Origin of the sequence: Streptomyces sp. NPDC046931 (assembly GCF_040644655.1) — a bacterium.
Taxonomy (GTDB): domain Bacteria; phylum Actinomycetota; class Actinomycetes; order Streptomycetales; family Streptomycetaceae; genus Streptomyces.
Map to the genome: position 1 here is coordinate 173,825 of NZ_JBEYWX010000009.1, position 15,143 is coordinate 188,967.

Sequence of the window (15,143 nt, forward strand, 5' to 3'; positions counted from 1 at the left end):
CCCCGGGGCAACCGGTCCCCGGTGCCCTCCCGTCACATACGGATCAGACCTGTGCCCGCTCCTCGACGACCTTCATGATCTTCGCGATGGCCTCGTCGAACGGGATGGCGTTCTCCTGTGAGCCGTCCCGGTAGCGGAACGACACCGAGCCGTTCGACATGTCCTCGTCGCCCACGATGACCATGAAGGGCACCTTCTGCTTCTGGGCGTTGCGGATCTTCTTCTGCATGCGGTCCGAGGAGGAGTCGACCTCGACGCGCAGGCCCTTCTTCCGGGCGGCCTCGGCGAACTTCTCCAGATACTCGACGTGCGCGTCACCGATCGGGATGCCGATGGCCTGCACCGGGGCCAGCCAGGCCGGGAAGGCGCCGGCGTAGTGCTCGAGGAGCACCGCGAAGAACCGCTCGATGGAGCCGAAGAGGGCGCGGTGGATCATGACGGGGCGCTGCTTGGAGCCGTCCGCGGCCGTGTACTCCAGGTCGAAGCGCTCCGGCAGGTTGAAGTCCAGCTGGACCGTCGACATCTGCCAGGTGCGGCCGATGGCGTCCTTGGCCTGGACGGAGATCTTCGGGCCGTAGAAGGCGGCGCCTCCCGGGTCCGGGACCAGCGGCAGGCCCTGCTTCTCGGCGACCTGGCTCAGGGTCTTTGTGGCCTCTTCCCAGGCCTCGTCGGAGCCGACGTACTTCTCCGGGTCCTTGGTGGACAGCTCCAGGTAGAAGTCGGTCAGGCCGTAGTCGCGCAGCAGGTTCAGCACGAAGGTGAGCGTCTTGTCGAGCTCGTCGGCCATCTGCTCGCGCGTGCAGTAGATGTGCGCGTCGTCCTGGGTGAAGCCGCGGGCGCGGGTCAGGCCGTGCACGACGCCCGACTTCTCGTACCGGTACACGGTGCCGAACTCGAAAAAGCGCAGCGGCAGTTCGCGGTAGGAGCGGCCGCGCGCGTCGAAGATCAGGTTGTGCATCGGGCAGTTCATGGGCTTGAGGTAGTAGTCCACGCCCTCGTCGAGCTGCATGGGCGGGTACATGCCGTCGGCGTACCAGTCCAGGTGGCCCGAGGTCTCGAAGAGCTTCCCCTTCGTCGCGTGCGGGGTGTAGACGAACTCGTAGCCCTCTTCCTCGTGGCGGCGCCGCGAGTAGTCCTCCATCACACGGCGGACGATGCCGCCCTTGGGGTGGAAGACCGCGAGGCCGGAGCCGATCTGCTCGGGGACGGAGAACAGGTCGAGCTCGGTGCCCAGCTTGCGGTGGTCGCGCTTCTCGGCCTCGGCGAGGAAGTCCAGGTGCGCCTTCAGCTCGTCCTTGGACGGCCAGGCGGTGCCGTAGATGCGCTGGAGCATCGGGTTCTTCTCGCTGCCGCGCCAGTAGGCGGCCGCGTTGCGCATGAGCTTGAACGCCGGGATGAGCCGGGTGGACGGCAGGTGGGGACCGCGGCAGAGGTCCTTCCAGCACAGCTCGCCGGTCTTGGCGTCCAGGTTGTCGTAGATCGTCAGCTCGCCGGCGCCGACCTCGACGTCCGCGCCGTCCTCGCTGGACGCCGATCCCTTCAGGCCGATCAGCTCCAGCTTGTACGGCTCGTCGGCCAGCTCCTCGCGGGCGGCCTCGTCGGTGACGACACGGCGGGAGAAGCGCTGGCCGCGCTTCTGGATCTCCTGCATCTTCTTCTCGATGGCCTTGAGATCCTCCGGCGTGAACGGCCTCGCGACGTCGAAGTCGTAGTAGAAGCCGTCCCTGACCGGCGGGCCGATGCCCAGCTTGGCCTCGGGGAAGATCTCCTGCACGGCCTGTGCCATGACGTGCGCGGTGGAGTGGCGCAGGATGCCCAGACCGTCCTCGGAGGAGATCTCGACGCCCTCGACGGTCTCGCCGTCCTTCACTTCGTACGCGAGGTCCTTCAGTTCGCCGGCCACCCGCGCGGCGATGATCGAGCGCTCGCCGGCGAAGAGGTCGGCGGCCGTAGTGCCCGTCGTCACCACGCGCTCTTCCCGCTCGGAATCGCGTTGGATGATCACACGGACGTCTGACACCGGTCTCTCCTGACTGCTGGGGATGCGGCGCCATACCTGGAGCGCGCGCATGACTGGGATCGTACCGACCCGCACCCGCCCTCCGCGAAACGGTTGTCGTCAGTCCCCCGGTCCCTGTGGCGCGTCCCTCAGCCGCCGTCGCACGGCTCGCCGAAGAAGTCCGCGTCCTTCGCGTTCTCCTGGAGCGACTTCATCAGCCGGTCCCGCTCGGCCTCGTCGACCTGCACCGGTGCCACCTCGGACGCGTCGACCAGGCGCCGGAAGCCGCCGCGGCTCTCCAGCCGCCCCTGCACCCGCACCGGCAGTCCGACGAGATGGGCGTGGCCCGCCGTCCGGTACGCCTCCTCGTCCAGGGTCATCCGTACGTGCGGCACCTCGGCCCCGGCGATGACCCGGAGCCGTACCGTGCCCTCGCCGCGCGGTCCGGACCGGCGCAGGCGTACCACGGCTCCGGTGATCCGCACCGGGACGGACGGCTCCTCGCGCAGATAGCGGGCCCCGGCCTCGCGCAGGACGGGCAGGTCGCCCGGTGAGAACTCGACCGGCTCGGCGGGCGTGGCACCGCCCTCGGGCACACCGGCGGCGGGTGCCCACTCGACGGCGATGCGGGCGCCCTCACAGCCGCGCACGAGGGCGACCAGCGCCTCGGTCAGCTCATGGCTCACTCCCGCCTCGACCGCGGCGTCGAAGGCCTCCATGCCCCCGGTGGCGCGCTGGTAGTCGACGGCCTCGCGGGCCGCGTACAGCGCCTGGTGCAGACGTACGACGAAGGGCCGGCCGGTGGCGACGGGCACGAAGGCGGTGAGCCGGCGGCCGCCGGGGGCGGCGCCGACCAGCACGTTGTCCAGGGACTCGGCGGCGGGCCTGCGGTGCCGGGCGCCGTAGTAGCCCGCCCGCGCGCGGGTGGCGAGCGCTCCGGCCAGCAGCATGCGGCGGGCGGCGGAGCGCAGCTCGTCCTCCACGGTCCAGGGCGCGGTGCCCAGGGGCCCTGTGGGCACGTCCCGCCACCAGTGGATCTCGTCGCTGGGCATGGACAGCCCGACCAGGACGTCACGGGCGGAGGGCGAGCCGCTGCGGGAGAGGGCGAGGAGGGCCTCCCCGAGCAGGTCGTCGCTGTCGGGGAAGGCCCGGCTCTCCGGTACCAGCAGGCTCGTACCGCTGCTGCCCGGACCCGGCGGGGTCCACCGGCCGTAGCGTCCGGGGGCTCCGCCGCGGCGCTGCCAGCCGTGCCGGTGCAGGAGGGCGCTGAGCACGGCGGGGTCGACCTGGTCGGGTGCGGGCGGCTGGTTCCACAGCGGCTCCGCCGGGTGCGGCCGGACGGCGCGGGCGGGCTCGTCCAGGGGACGGTGGGTCACGGTCTGCCTCCCGTTCCGACCCGGGTCATGATCTCGCACAGGGCGCGGTCGTCGAAGATGCGCGAGGTGGGGATGCGCACGGTGGTGCGGTGCCGGCCTGTGATCGCGCGCCCGGCGAGGTTGATCCAGTAGCAGCAGTGCCGCAGGTCGAGGCGGTCGTGGCCGGCCCGCAGCCACTGCTCCTGGGACCGGGGCACGATCATCACGACGAGGATCTTGTGCACGGACACGGGGGTGCGGGCGAGCTTCGCCAGGTGCTCGTTGTCGAGCGTGAAGGAGAAGAAGCGGCCCGGGGGGTTCGGTGGGATCTGGTAGGTGCACTTGAGCTGCACCTTGATGGTGACCTCGTCGTCGACGGTGTGGCCGGGGGCGCTGTGGCTGACGTGCCAGTCGATGCCGTTGTCCGGAAAGGGCTGGGACAGCGAGCAGCCGGCCGCGGCGGCGACCGCATGCAGATATCCCACCTGAAGTGTCTCCATGCAGGCGGTGGTGGCGAGTGTGCCGCGAAGGGGGCCCGTGCGTTCGGGCAGCAGCCCGCCCCGCTCGGGCTGCGCTATCGCCATGGCCAACAGCCCTCCCCGTCGGACCGGTCCCCGTGACGGGCTCCTGAACTGCAAAGACCCGTACCCGTGTTGTGTCCTTCCGGCGTACGGCGCAAACAGCCCGGGTATCACCAAACGGGCAGAAGACGGTGCGTCAGCTGCCGAAGGTGAACAAGGAGTTGGGTTCTTATGACGTGCTGGTACGAGGGCCCCCTGGCCGCGTTCGACACGGAGACAACGGGCGTGGACGTCGAGACCGACCGGATCGTGTCGGCCGCCGTCGTCGTCCAGGACGCACCGGGCACCCGGCCGAGGGTGAGCCGGTGGCTGGTGAACCCGGGCGTGCCGGTGCCCGCGGAGGCGACGGCGGTGCACGGGCTGACGGAGGAACATCTGCAGCACAACGGCCGCTGGCCGTCGCCGGTGATGGAGGAGATAGCCAGGGAACTGGGCGAACAGGCCGCGCTGGCACGGCCGCTGGTGGTGATGAACGCGCCGTTCGATCTCACGCTCCTGGACCGGGAGTTGCGCCGCCATCGGGCCTCCACGCTCGACCGCTGGTTCGGGTCGCAGCCGCTGTGCGTGCTCGACCCGCGGGTCCTGGACAAGCACCTGGACCGCTATCGCAAGGGCCGCCGCACCCTCACCGATCTGTGCACGCACTACGGGGTCGTCCTGGAGGGGGCGCACGACGCGGCGGCGGACGCGTTGGCCGCGCTGGAGGTCGTACGGGCACTGGGCCGCCGCTACGCGGCCCGTCTGGAGAGGCTGACGCCGGTAGAGCTGCACACCTTGCAGACGGGGTGGCACGCGGCGCAGGCGCGGGGGCTCCAGGCGTGGTTCGCGCGCAGCGGTACGGAGGAGGTGGTGGACCAGTCGTGGCCTGTGCGCCCGGAGCTGCCCGCGGCCGCCTGACCTGGGCACGCGGGGGTGGAGTCCCTACCCCGGCACACAAGAGAACCGGTCCGTCTGCGACGGACCGGCCTTCTCCGGGTGGGCGATACTGGGTTCGAACCAGTGGCCTCTTCGGTGTGAACGAAGCGCTCTCCCACTGAGCTAATCGCCCGGGAACGCAGTGAACAATACAGGTCCGGGCGGGGTTCCTTCAAACCGCTTCGAGGTGCTCACGCAGTCCCCGCCGTCCCGCGCGCATCATGAGCCGGTGGTTCGCGCGGAAGACCGGCCGCCCCACCACGGCGAATCGCCTGAGCAGCGGCTTGGTCGCCTCGACCTCCTGGTCGTAGCGGGCGAGGGTGCCGGAGGCGGCCGCGGTGAGCGTCCAGCGCGCCCAGCCCTCGAGGTCGCCGGACAGCACTGCCTCCAGGACCCCGGCCGCCGGGTCACGCCGCACCTCACGCGCCGTGAAGGTGACGTCGTACGGCAGCAGCGAGCGGACCCGGACGACGGCGGTGGTGTCGTCGAGCCGGATCACCTCCCGAACCTGGCGCCACCACCTCGGGTATTCCTCGGCGCGCTCGAGAACCGCGAACACGGCTGCGGGCGGCGCGGGCAGCGCCCACAGGCTGCGGAAGCGGTAATGGGTCAGGCTCATGAACAGAGTCTGCCCCGGGCCGCCGCCGGTTTCTGAGTACGCGTACTCATGCCCTACGACGGGAAGCGGACCACACTCGCGGTGCGAGCGCCGCCGCCCGTGCGGCGGCGCTCCCCGGGCGGCCGCAGTGCTCGGCCTGCCGACTCCCTCCCGGACACACCCGGACCGGAATTCCCGGCAGCCACAGGAGAGTTCTGGAATATGTTTGTGTAGCCGTTGGCCGACCACATCCGGGAGTTCTCCCAAAAGGCCGTGTAATGCGGGAAGTTCGCCTTCGTCCCGATCGTGGGGTGCTTCTTTTCGAAAAGCCCGATGGACCGGTTGGCCGCTTTGGGTGTTCGCGGGCGCCGCCAGGGATCCGCAGGAGCGGCGAGCCCGTACACACGACGAGGGTGGCGGGTGCCCGCGTTGTCCGCGTGCAACCGCCACCCTCGGTGATGTGGGCGATACTGGGATCGAACCAGTGACCTCTTCGGTGTGAACGAAGCGCTCTCCCGCTGAGCTAATCGCCCGGGCGCAGGAAGAACATTACCCCATGTCAGGGGTGGCTCCGACCATGGCCGGGATCACTCCGCGATCCTCCACGGCATCGCGAGGCCGAACTTCCACACGTAGACCCCGGCCAGGGCCGCGGCGATCACCGCACCCACCGACGTCAGGACGATGTTCCGGCGGCGGACCCTGGGGTCGAGCGCCCGCTGGGCCGCCTCGGTGACCTTCCGCTTCGTCCAGCGGAGCACCAGCTGGGCCCAGACGAACTCGGTCGCCCAGAGCGCCATGCCCGCGAAGATCACCAGCCAGCCCGGGCCGGGCAGCGGGAGCATGATCACGCCCGCGCCGACGACCGCGAGGCCGACCACGAAAACGCCGACCCGCCAGCTGAGATGCAGGGCCCGCCGCGCTCTGATGAATTCCGGCGCCCGGGAACCGAGAGCCGGCGCGGACTTCGGTTCCTTCTCGGACACGGCGGCTTCGCCCCGCTCGTCACTCCGCGTATTCATGCAGCCAAACCCTACCGGAGAGAAACCAGTCACCGGAATGGGCGTATCGCCCGAACGATGTCTCGGCCGGATGAGCTACGTAAAGACAGGCAAAACACTCAGAGGGGTTTACAACGGCACCGTAGGTGGCATGTCGATTTCGCCGACGTGCGAATCCCCGAGCGCACACTGAGCGAAAGGCCCTGGCGCTTATGAACACCACGGTCAGCTGCGAGCTGCACCTGCGCCTCGTTGTGTCGAGCGAGTCCTCACTGCCTGTACCCGCAGGACTGCGGTATGACACGGCCGATCCCTACGCCGTGCACGCCACCTTCCACACCGGAGCCGAGGAGACCGTCGAGTGGGTGTTCGCCCGCGACCTCCTCGCGGAGGGCCTGCACCGGCCCACAGGAACCGGCGACGTCCGCGTCTGGCCGTCCCGCAGCCACGGTCAGGGCGTCGTCTGCATCGCCCTGAGCTCCCCGGAGGGCGAGGCCCTGCTCGAGGCCCCGGCGCGGGCCCTGGAGTCGTTTCTGAAGCGGACGGACGCGGCCGTGCCGCCAGGCACGGAACACCGTCATTTCGACCTTGACACGGAGCTTTCCCACATCCTGGCCGAGAGCTAGCGCACGACCCGTAGCCGCCCGGCGCCGTCCACTCGGGGAGACGGCTCGGGCCGGGACAACCGCATACGGCACACCCGGGCGCCGTCACCGCGAGCCCTCGCGGAGACGGCGCCCGGGCGTATGCGCACAAGGTGACGGTGCGACTCCGTGAGGTGGCACGGGCGGTCTCCTCGAACGCCACGGGAGTCAACCGATGCCACGGCTTGGTGCCTAGCGGCCCCCGCAGCGACCGGGAGCCGCTAGGCTCGGCCAGCATCGGCGGGCGTCCGCCCGACCCCCAGGCCAGGGAGCGACACGTGCTGATCACCCATGACACCCGGTGCGCGCTCGAGCTCGTGGTGGATCTGGTGAACACCACACCCGACGGCGACGAGAGGGACGGGCTTCCCGATGTCGGGGCCCTCGACCGTTTCGCCCGGGAGCACGCCCTGAGCGATGTCGGCGTGCTGTCGGAGTTCGATCTCGCAGCGGTGCGCAGGATTCGCGGGCGGCTCGCCACGATCTTCTCCGCGCCCGACTCCCGTACCGCGGCCGGACTGATCAACGAACTGGTGGCGGCCGCCGGCACCACACCCCAGCTGACGGATCACGACGGCTACGACTGGCATGTGCACTACTTCGCGCCCGGCGCCTCCGTCGCCGACCACATCGCCGCGGACTGCGGGATGGCGCTGGCGTTCTTCGTGGTGGCCGGGGAGCAGGAGCGACTGCGCCACTGCGAGGCCCCCGACTGCCGGCGCGCGTTCGTCGATCTCTCCCGCAACCGCTCCCGCCGCTACTGCGACAGCCGCACCTGCGGAAACCGTCTGCATGTGGCCGCCTACCGTGCGCGCCGCAAGGAAGCGGCGGGCTGAGCCGCCTCGGCCGCGGGGCCGGCCGACCGGTGCACATCGGCTGGAAACGGCCCCCGCACCGCCGTGGCCGTCCCGGGAGGGGCGGACGGAACCCCAAATTCCGCTACTCTCCGTGACCGCGAACATGGCCGGGGGAGACCCCCTCGACGCGTCCCTTGGCGGGGCTGACGGAGCCCTCGGCGGGTGACGCCAGGGGCTCCGTATACGGCTCAGAGCAGCAGCAGGTCGTGCAGTGATGCCATGAGCAGCAGACAGCCGATCACCGCAAGAAAGATCATCAGCGGTGGCTGGGAAAGCGCGAAGAGACAACCCCGGCGCTCCTCGGGAGGAACGCCGGTGCCGCTCTGGGTTCTGTCCAGCATCTCGCGGCGATGATGACGCAGCCCACCACCGCTTCGCGATCAACACGCCCGTGATGTCCGGGAGTTCGCCAATATCCGCGACACCGGGATCGAAGTTGATCTCCGGGTGGTCTCTCGTGATCGTCGTGCGCACCGGCCGGCCACTGTGCCGTTTCAGTCCGGCACATGCCGTTCGCCGTATCCGTGATACGCACTGCTTCACATGCCGTGCTTCACGTGCCGCACTTCATATGCCGTGCTTCTTGAGGATGGCCTCGATGTCGCTGAAGTCGTCCGCGGAGTCCGCCGGGCGGGCGGTGCGGGGACTGCCCGCGGACCGGGTGCCGGGGCGGGAGCCGGGGCCGAGTGCCGGCTCGGAGGACGAGGGAGCGACCGCCTCGCGCCGCGTGGACCCGGCCGCCCTGCGTTCCTTGCGTCCACCGCCCCGGCGCTCCACGGCGCGGGTCGTCAGGAACAGGAGCCAGGCGACACCGAGGACGACGAAGCCCGCCCAGGCCATGGGACTGAAGGCCGTACGGGCCAGCCAGCCGACGACGCCGGTCATGACCAGCCCGACGGGCACGAGCGCGTAGGCGGCGAGGCGGACGGCCACGAGGAAGCGCTTGCGGTAGGCCGTGACCGCCGCGACACCCAGGCCGGCCGCGGAGACGGCGGAACAGACTGTCTCGGCAATCATCCGGTCCTCCAGGCGCAGCCGGCTCGGGCGGGGTCGGTTCGTCCCTTCCATCCTGCACCGCCTCGCGCCTCCGGGGCCACGGTCCGATCGCACTTCGGGGACATCTCCGGGTCGGCTCCTCCTCAGGGTGCGCACGCACCTCCACCCCTGACCGCACGGACCCCGCTCCCGTCTCCACCCCTGACCACAGGCGGGCCCGGCGGAGGATGCGTTTGGGCCGTGGTCCCCGAGGCTGGGAGACTGGTGACCATGAGCGACTCCTCCCCCGTATCCGCCACCGCGCCCGTCCTCGACGTCTGGTGCGAACTCCAGTGCCCCGACTGCCGCAGCGCCCTCGATGACCTCAGCGCGCTGCGCGACCGCTATGGGGACCGGCTGGAGCTGCGGCTGCGGCACTTCCCGCTGGAGAAGCACCGGCACGCCTTCGCCGCCGCGCAGGCCGCCGAGGAGGCGCTGGAACAGGGACAGGGCTGGCCCTACGTCGAGGCGGTGCTCGGCCGGGTCGAGGAGCTGGACCGCAAGGGCGAGGCGCTCCTGGTCGAGGTGGCGCGCGAACTCGGCCTGGACGCCGAGGAGTTCGACACCGCGCTGATCGACGGCCGGCACATCCTCGTCGTCGACGCCGACCAGGCCGAGGGCAAGGCGATCGGCGTGACCGGCACCCCCACGTACGTCGTCGGCGGCGAGCGCCTCGACGGCGGCAAGAGCCAGGAGGGGCTGCGCCGGCGCATCGTGGAGATCGTGGACCGGCTGCTGGCCGAGGAGGCGTGAGCACCGGGCCGGCTGAGCCTCACACCAGCTCTTTGTACAGGTGGTACGCGGTCGTCTCGTACCCCAGCGCGGCGTAGAGCCGTTCGGCCGGGGTGTTGCCCGCGAAGACGCTGAGTCCGATGCGGTCCTTGCCGCCCCCGGCCGCCTGCACCTCCGCCAGCGCCATCAGCGTGCGGCCGTGGCCGCGGCGCCGCTGCTCTGGACGGACCTCGACGCCGAGCACGAACGCGGTCTCGGGCCACAGCCCGAGCCACAGAGTGCCGACCGGGGTCCCCTCCTGCTCCAGAACGCTGATGACCGTGTTCTCGGTCGCCAGCCCGTCGGGCAGGAACTGGGCGCAGTTCCGGTCCGCCTTGGCATAGGCCTGGTTCTCCGGAACCCCCCGTGCCATCAGATCGCGTGCGAAACCGTCCCGGTCCCGCGCGACCCACGGTCCGAACTCCCCCTCGGTCATGGGCCGGGCGGCACTGCCGGCGGGCAGCCGGGGCGGGCCGGAGTCCAGGCTCTTGGCCATGTTCCGGCTGCGCGGGACGTAGCCGAGCGCCGTCACGAGCCGGAGGGCCGCCTCGGCGTCCGCGGGCACCGACACCACGATGTGCTCGCAGCCCCAGCCGCGCACCACCTCCTCGGCGGCGAGCGCGGCCACGGTGCCCCGGCCTCTCCCGCGGTCCGGCTCCTCGATGCGCAGGTCGTCCAGGCGCGCCACGGTGGGGCCGTACTCCGGGTGCGTGGACAGCCGCAGCGCGCCCACCGGACGGCCGTTCACACACACCCGGTAGCGCCGCGAACGCGTTCCGTCCGGCTGCTGTCGAAGCGGCTCTTCGGGCCGCAGGGTCGTCGTCATCACGAGTGTTCTACCCGCCGCCGGGGCCGCGGGTCAGCCGAATATCCGCGGAGGTCAGGGATCGAGGTCGTCCCCGGCCCGCTCGGTGAAGATCCGCATGGCCTTGGCGGTCACCGGTCCCGGAGCGCCCGGCAGTTCGCGGCCGTCCACCCGGTGCACGGCCTGGATGTCCCGCAGGGTGGACGTGAGGAAGATCTCGTCCGCGCGCTCCAGCACGTCCAGCGGAAGATCGCTCTCCCTGGCTCCGGTCCACTCGACGGTGAGCGCGCGGGTGATGCCCGCGAGGCAGCCGGAGGCGAGCGTCGGGGTGTGGATCTCCCCGTCGAGGACGACGAAGACGTTCGAGCCGGTGCCCTCGCAGAGCTGTCCGACGGTGTTGGCGAACAGGGCCTCGGAGGCGCCCTGTTCGGAGGCCCGGGCGAGGGCGACCACGTTCTCCGCGTACGAGGTGGTCTTGAGGCCGGCCAGCGCGCCGCGCTCGTTGCGGGTCCACGGCACGGTGATCACGGCGGTGGAGTCGGGACGCCGGGTGGTCTCGCCGAGGGCGACCACCAGCGTCGGGCCCTGACCACCACGGTCGGAGCCCAGCGGGCCGTGGCCGCCGGTGTAGGTGATGCGCAGCCGCCCGAGCGGCATCGGGTTGGCTTCCAGGACGGCGGCGCAGGCGCGGCGGACCTCGTCGAGATCGGGGTCGGGCAGGCCCAGGCCGCGTGCCGAGCGGGTGAGCCGGCCGAGGTGGCGGGTCAGCGCGAACGGCCGGCCGTCGGCGGCCTTGACCGTCTCGAAGATGCCGTCACCGACGGTCAGTCCGTGGTCGAAGACGGAGACGCGGGCGGAGTCGATGTCCTGGAGCCCGCCGTCGAGCCAGAGCTTCACTGGTCTTTACCTCGCAAGATGGTGGCAAAAGCGCCGTACGGCGCATGTGTCCGGCCGGGGTTCCGGGCCGTGACCACGCCGGGCACGACGGCGCCGTCCCCCGGATGGGCACGGCACGGGAGGTGGCTCATGCCGGTCCCGTGTCCTGGTACTCCCCCGACGCTACCGCGAGCAGCCGCGCGGCCTTCAGCTCGGTCTCGTGCCACTCCCCCTCCGGGTCGGAGCCCCAGGTGATGCCCGCGCCCGCGCCGAAGCGCAGGGCGGGGCCGCTTGCGACGGTCCGGTCGATCCAGAAGGTGCGGATGCCGACGGCCAGCTCGCCCACGCCGCGGTCCGCGTCGACCCAGCCGATGCCTCCGCAGTAGGGGCCGCGGGGCGCGGTCTCCAGGGCGTCGATGATCCGCAGGGCACTGGACTTGGGGGCGCCGGTGATCGACCCGGCCGGGAAGGTGGCGGCGAGCAGTTCCGGCCAGCCGGCGTCCGCGCGCAGCTCGCCGCGGACGGTGGACACGAGGTGGACCAGACCGGGGTGCTTCTCGACGGCGCACAGATCGGGGACGGTCACGCTTCCCGTGGTGCACACACGCCCGAGGTCGTTGCGCACCAGGTCCACGATCATCACGTTCTCGGCGTAGTCCTTGTCCAGGAGCTCCGCCTCGGTCCGCGCGGTGCCCTTGATCGGGCCGGACGCCACGGATCGGCCGTCACGGCGCAGAAACAGTTCGGGGGACGCCGTGGCCGTCTCCACACCGTGCTCCGGCAGGCGAATCGTTCCTGCGTACGGTGCCGGGTTGCCGAGCGCCAGCACGGAGGTCAGGGCGTCCACGTCGGCGTCGGGGGCTATCGGCGCGGAGAGCACCCGGCAGAGGTTCACCTGGTAGACCTCGCCGGTCGCGATGTGCTCGCGGATCCGCCGGACGCCGGCCGTGTACGTGGCGCGGTCGAGCGAGGACGTCCAGTCACCGACCGCCGGGCCACGCCACGCCCCGGGCCGGGGCGCGGGCACCGGCACCTCTCGTACTTCCGCGAAGCGGGCGCAGGTCAGACGCCCCTCGTAGTCCGCGCAGAAGGCCCAGAAACCGGTGGACTCCAGGGCCGCGGGATCGCTGGTGACATCGAGGAGACCGGTGGCGAGACGGTCACCGAAACGCGCGAGAGCAGGGAGGTCGGGCACACAGCCGAGTCTATGGCGGGTGTCCCCGAGGGGCTCCGGCCGTGTCCGTGACCAGGCGCAGCGCAGCACGCTGCGCAAACGCGTTTTTGTGCTGGCCCGGGAATCCGCTAGAGTTCAACTCGTCGCCGGGACGCGCAAGCGCTCCGAAACGACAGGCGGACGTAGCTCAGTTGGTAGAGCGCAACCTTGCCAAGGTTGAGGTCGCGAGTTCGAGCCTCGTCGTCCGCTCGAGGAACCAGGGGATCTTCCCGAGCCCCTGCACTCCCGGTGGAGTGGCCGAGAGGCGAGGCAACGGCCTGCAAAGCCGTCTACACGGGTTCAAATCCCGTCTCCACCTCCAAGGACGATTAGCTCAGCGGGAGAGCGCTTCCCTGACACGGAAGAGGTCACTGGTTCAATCCCAGTATCGTCCACTGGATCCCCGGCAGCGGGTGTCCGATCGGCGCGATTAGCTCAGCGGGAGAGCGCTTCCCTGACACGGAAGAGGTCACTGGTTCAATCCCAGTATCGCGCACGCAGCACCCCTGGCCGTCTCCTGGAGCGGTCTTGGTCCCGAGGACGATTAGCTCAGCGGGAGAGCGCTTCCCTGACACGGAAGAGGTCACTGGTTCAATCCCAGTATCGTCCACACATCGAAGCCCCCGGCCCTGCGGCCGGGGGCTTCTTCGTGGCCTCAGCTGGAGAACAGCATGTGGCCGAAGCTCTTGTGGCGGTGGTGGCCGTAGTGACCGTGGCCCCCGTGGTGGCTGCCGTGCGGGGCGCCCCAGGCGGGAGCCGCGGGGTAGGCCTGCGGGGCGGCCGGGGGCGGCGGGGCGGGCTGCGCCCACTGGGACTCCAGCCGGGTCAGCGACTCCAGCTCCCCGTAGTCGAGGAAGATGCCGCGGCAGCCGCTGCACTGCTCGATCTGGACGCCGTTGCGGTTGTACGTGTGCATCGGCGCATGACACTTCGGACACTGCATGGTCTGCTCAACTCCTCGCACTTCGGTGCTGCTTCGCCAGGTAGGGACTCGGCATGAGGCCGATCGGTTGCAGCCTACTGGGCGCGTCTTCACGCCAACCCCGGTGGAATCCGTCCCATTCGGACACAGGCGTCGACGACCGCCTGCTCCACCTCGTCCAAAGGGCGTTCCTCGGCGGTGGACTTGGCGATGGCCAGGGCCGCGGTCTGCACGGTGAGGGCGCGGGCCGGGACGTCCAGGGCGGGCCAGGGATCGCCGGTGGAGGGCACGGCCGGGCCGCCCTCCTCCCGGTACGCGGCCAGGAAGCGGGACCACTCGTCGGGCGGGAGCAGACCGCAGGCGTACCAGGCGGCCGGGCGGGCCAGGTCCCAGGCCGGGTCCCCCACACCGAGGTCGTCGACGTCGATGAGGAGCCACCTGCCGGTGCCCGTGGGGCGGCGGACCAGCTGGCCCAGGTGCAGGTCGCCGTGGCACAGGATCCGGGCGGGCGGAGCGGGAGCCTGCGCCCGCGCCCACTTCGGGAGAGCGGCCCAGGCGCGCAGGACGGGCTCCGCGGCGGGGTGGGGGCCGGCGGCGCGCAGCCGGCGGACGGCTCGGGCGGCCTTGGCCGGACCGCGCATGGGGGGCAGTCCGGCGGGGGCGGGGGCCCGGTGCAGCCGGGCGAGGAGACCGGCGGCCGCCTCCCAGGGAGCGGCCCCGGGGTCGTCGGGGTCCACCGGGGCGCCGTACGGCCAGAAGGTGACGAGGCGCTCGTGCAGGGTTACGGGGGCGGGACGCAGGGGTGCGAGGAGGATGCCGGGGAGCCGGCTGGCGACGGCGAGGCGCAGGGAGAGGCCGTCGGGGTCGGTGCCGGGGGCATGGGCCTTGGCGACGGTGTCGCCGTGGCGAACGACTGCGGCGGCGTCACCGCGTTCGGCCAGGACCGTTCCCGGGGCGGCGCAGCGGCAGGCCCCGCCGACCGGATGCGCCGCGGCACGCGCCTTCGCGGTCAGCGCGGGCAGGAGTACGTTCACTGGTCCTCTGGGGTGTGCGGGTGGCTGTGTCGGCAGCGTACGGGCAAGGGGGCGGCCAGGATGAGGGGGCTTGACGCTCCAGGTGCCCGGTGCTCAGGCCGGGCGGTACGGGATACGCCTCCCCGCGTTCGACGAACCGGCAATCCGGTATCGCGGCCGACAAGAAAAACGCCCGCGCAGCTCCCCAGCTGCGCGGGCGTCTGTGCCGTCCGCCGCACCCCCGTCCCCACGGGGTTTCATGGGTGGATGTCCCCGCCCGGACCGCTCTTCCGGGCCCGGGGCGCCGCTCAGCGCCCCAGCATCACTCCCACGGACGACGCTTGTGTGACCACTGCCTCCCAGCCGCCGAAGACGTACACGAGCAGGGCCGCCAGGGGAAGGACCATCGCGGTCGCCACCAGCGGGTGGCGGTGGCCCGGACGGCGGGTGCCGAACGCGTCGTACGTCCTGCGTTCCCGCGTGCGGATGAGTGTCCGCGGTGCCGTGTGGGCCATGGTCCCTCTCCTGACCGTGGTGCTGCTGTCGTTGGCAGCGGCG

The 15,143-nt window shown here is 71.2% G+C and carries 17 protein-coding genes and 7 tRNA genes; 9 read left to right on the forward strand and 15 right to left on the reverse strand.

From position 1 onward, the window contains the following. Positions 1-43: 43 nt before the first annotated feature. From thrS to ABZ876_RS18560, 3 genes are all read right to left on the reverse strand, one after another. Positions 44-2,020 (reverse strand): threonine--tRNA ligase, encoded by a 1,977-nt coding sequence (thrS, locus tag ABZ876_RS18550; protein WP_361782075.1) that lies wholly within the window; start codon positions 2,018-2,020, stop codon positions 44-46. A gap of 128 nt (positions 2,021-2,148) precedes the next feature. After that, positions 2,149-3,375 (reverse strand): hypothetical protein, encoded by a 1,227-nt coding sequence (locus tag ABZ876_RS18555; RefSeq protein ID WP_361781779.1) that lies wholly within the window; start codon positions 3,373-3,375, stop codon positions 2,149-2,151. Further along, positions 3,372-3,938: a DUF4365 domain-containing protein gene (locus tag ABZ876_RS18560; protein ID WP_361781782.1), complete on the reverse strand. Its 567-nt coding sequence runs from the start codon at positions 3,936-3,938 to the stop codon at positions 3,372-3,374. The genes ABZ876_RS18555 and ABZ876_RS18560 overlap by 4 nt, the downstream gene beginning before the upstream one ends. A gap of 168 nt (positions 3,939-4,106) precedes the next feature. On the opposite strand from ABZ876_RS18560, the gene ABZ876_RS18565 reads away from it, so the two are divergent. Further along, entirely contained in the window at positions 4,107-4,832 is a 726-nt protein-coding gene (locus tag ABZ876_RS18565; RefSeq protein WP_361781785.1) for a 3'-5' exonuclease, read from the forward strand. A 79-nt stretch (positions 4,833-4,911) separates the two neighbouring features. On the opposite strand, the gene ABZ876_RS18570 is transcribed toward ABZ876_RS18565, so the two are convergent. The 4 genes from ABZ876_RS18570 to ABZ876_RS18585 form a co-directional block, all read right to left on the reverse strand. After that, a tRNA-Val gene (locus ABZ876_RS18570) sits at positions 4,912-4,983 on the reverse strand. Positions 4,984-5,022: 39 nt separating this feature from the next. Then, the gene (locus ABZ876_RS18575; protein WP_361781788.1) at positions 5,023-5,469 is read right to left on the reverse strand and encodes an SRPBCC family protein; all 447 of its coding nucleotides are present in this window, start codon (positions 5,467-5,469) and stop codon (positions 5,023-5,025) included. A gap of 440 nt (positions 5,470-5,909) precedes the next feature. Beyond that, positions 5,910-5,981 (reverse strand) — tRNA-Val (locus tag ABZ876_RS18580). Between the two features lie 54 nt (positions 5,982-6,035). Further along, positions 6,036-6,470 carry a TIGR02611 family protein gene (locus ABZ876_RS18585; protein ID WP_361781791.1) on the reverse strand — a complete coding sequence of 145 codons (435 nt, stop codon included), beginning with the start codon at positions 6,468-6,470 and terminating at the stop codon, positions 6,036-6,038. Between the two features lie 191 nt (positions 6,471-6,661). On the opposite strand from ABZ876_RS18585, the gene ABZ876_RS18590 reads away from it, so the two are divergent. Both ABZ876_RS18590 and ABZ876_RS18595 read left to right on the forward strand, forming a co-directional pair. Then, complete coding sequence (locus tag ABZ876_RS18590) at positions 6,662-7,075, forward strand: SsgA family sporulation/cell division regulator (RefSeq protein ID WP_003959770.1); 414 nt, start codon at positions 6,662-6,664, stop codon at positions 7,073-7,075. Between the two features lie 296 nt (positions 7,076-7,371). Further along, positions 7,372-7,929 (forward strand): CGNR zinc finger domain-containing protein, encoded by a 558-nt coding sequence (locus ABZ876_RS18595; protein WP_361781794.1) that lies wholly within the window; start codon positions 7,372-7,374, stop codon positions 7,927-7,929. A gap of 209 nt (positions 7,930-8,138) precedes the next feature. On the opposite strand, the gene ABZ876_RS18600 is transcribed toward ABZ876_RS18595, so the two are convergent. Then, positions 8,139-8,291, reverse strand: coding sequence for a hypothetical protein (locus ABZ876_RS18600; protein ID WP_361655578.1), 153 nt, complete (start codon positions 8,289-8,291; stop codon positions 8,139-8,141). Positions 8,292-8,517: 226 nt separating this feature from the next. Continuing rightward, positions 8,518-8,967 carry a hypothetical protein gene (locus ABZ876_RS18605; RefSeq protein ID WP_361781798.1) on the reverse strand — a complete coding sequence of 150 codons (450 nt, stop codon included), beginning with the start codon at positions 8,965-8,967 and terminating at the stop codon, positions 8,518-8,520. A gap of 249 nt (positions 8,968-9,216) precedes the next feature. Between ABZ876_RS18605 and ABZ876_RS18610 the strand changes: the two genes are divergently transcribed. Then, a complete protein-coding gene (locus tag ABZ876_RS18610; protein WP_361781801.1) occupies positions 9,217-9,738 on the forward strand; it encodes a DsbA family protein in 522 nt (173 codons plus the stop codon). A 19-nt stretch (positions 9,739-9,757) separates the two neighbouring features. On the opposite strand, the gene ABZ876_RS18615 is transcribed toward ABZ876_RS18610, so the two are convergent. The 3 genes from ABZ876_RS18615 to ABZ876_RS18625 form a co-directional block, all read right to left on the reverse strand. Beyond that, positions 9,758-10,582, reverse strand: coding sequence for a GNAT family N-acetyltransferase (locus ABZ876_RS18615; protein ID WP_361781804.1), 825 nt, complete (start codon positions 10,580-10,582; stop codon positions 9,758-9,760). 54 nt (positions 10,583-10,636) lie between these two features. Beyond that, positions 10,637-11,458, reverse strand: a complete 822-nt coding sequence (locus ABZ876_RS18620; protein ID WP_361781807.1) for an aminodeoxychorismate lyase — start codon at positions 11,456-11,458, stop codon at positions 10,637-10,639. A 127-nt stretch (positions 11,459-11,585) separates the two neighbouring features. Then, positions 11,586-12,632, reverse strand: coding sequence for a chorismate-binding protein (locus tag ABZ876_RS18625; RefSeq protein WP_361781810.1), 1,047 nt, complete (start codon positions 12,630-12,632; stop codon positions 11,586-11,588). A 155-nt stretch (positions 12,633-12,787) separates the two neighbouring features. Between ABZ876_RS18625 and ABZ876_RS18630 the strand changes: the two genes are divergently transcribed. The 5 genes from ABZ876_RS18630 (at position 12,788) to ABZ876_RS18650 (ending at position 13,260) form a co-directional block, all read left to right on the forward strand. Further along, positions 12,788-12,860: transfer RNA gene (locus ABZ876_RS18630), tRNA-Gly, on the forward strand. A 38-nt stretch (positions 12,861-12,898) separates the two neighbouring features. Further along, positions 12,899-12,972 (forward strand) — tRNA-Cys (locus tag ABZ876_RS18635). A gap of 1 nt (position 12,973) precedes the next feature. Beyond that, a tRNA-Val gene (locus tag ABZ876_RS18640) sits at positions 12,974-13,045 on the forward strand. Positions 13,046-13,074: 29 nt separating this feature from the next. Continuing rightward, positions 13,075-13,146: transfer RNA gene (locus ABZ876_RS18645), tRNA-Val, on the forward strand. Between the two features lie 42 nt (positions 13,147-13,188). Further along, a tRNA-Val gene (locus ABZ876_RS18650) sits at positions 13,189-13,260 on the forward strand. 45 nt (positions 13,261-13,305) lie between these two features. Here the strand turns inward: ABZ876_RS18650 and ABZ876_RS18655 are convergent. The 3 genes from ABZ876_RS18655 to ABZ876_RS18665 form a co-directional block, all read right to left on the reverse strand. Beyond that, positions 13,306-13,593, reverse strand: a complete 288-nt coding sequence (locus ABZ876_RS18655) for a zf-TFIIB domain-containing protein (protein WP_234517231.1) — start codon at positions 13,591-13,593, stop codon at positions 13,306-13,308. Positions 13,594-13,682: 89 nt separating this feature from the next. Further along, on the reverse strand, positions 13,683-14,606 hold the full coding sequence (locus ABZ876_RS18660) for an aminoglycoside phosphotransferase family protein (RefSeq protein WP_361781814.1): 924 nt from the start codon (positions 14,604-14,606) through the stop codon (positions 13,683-13,685). Positions 14,607-14,893: 287 nt separating this feature from the next. After that, a complete protein-coding gene (locus tag ABZ876_RS18665; RefSeq protein ID WP_361781817.1) occupies positions 14,894-15,100 on the reverse strand; it encodes a hypothetical protein in 207 nt (68 codons plus the stop codon). Between the last annotated feature and the right edge of the window lie 43 nt (positions 15,101-15,143).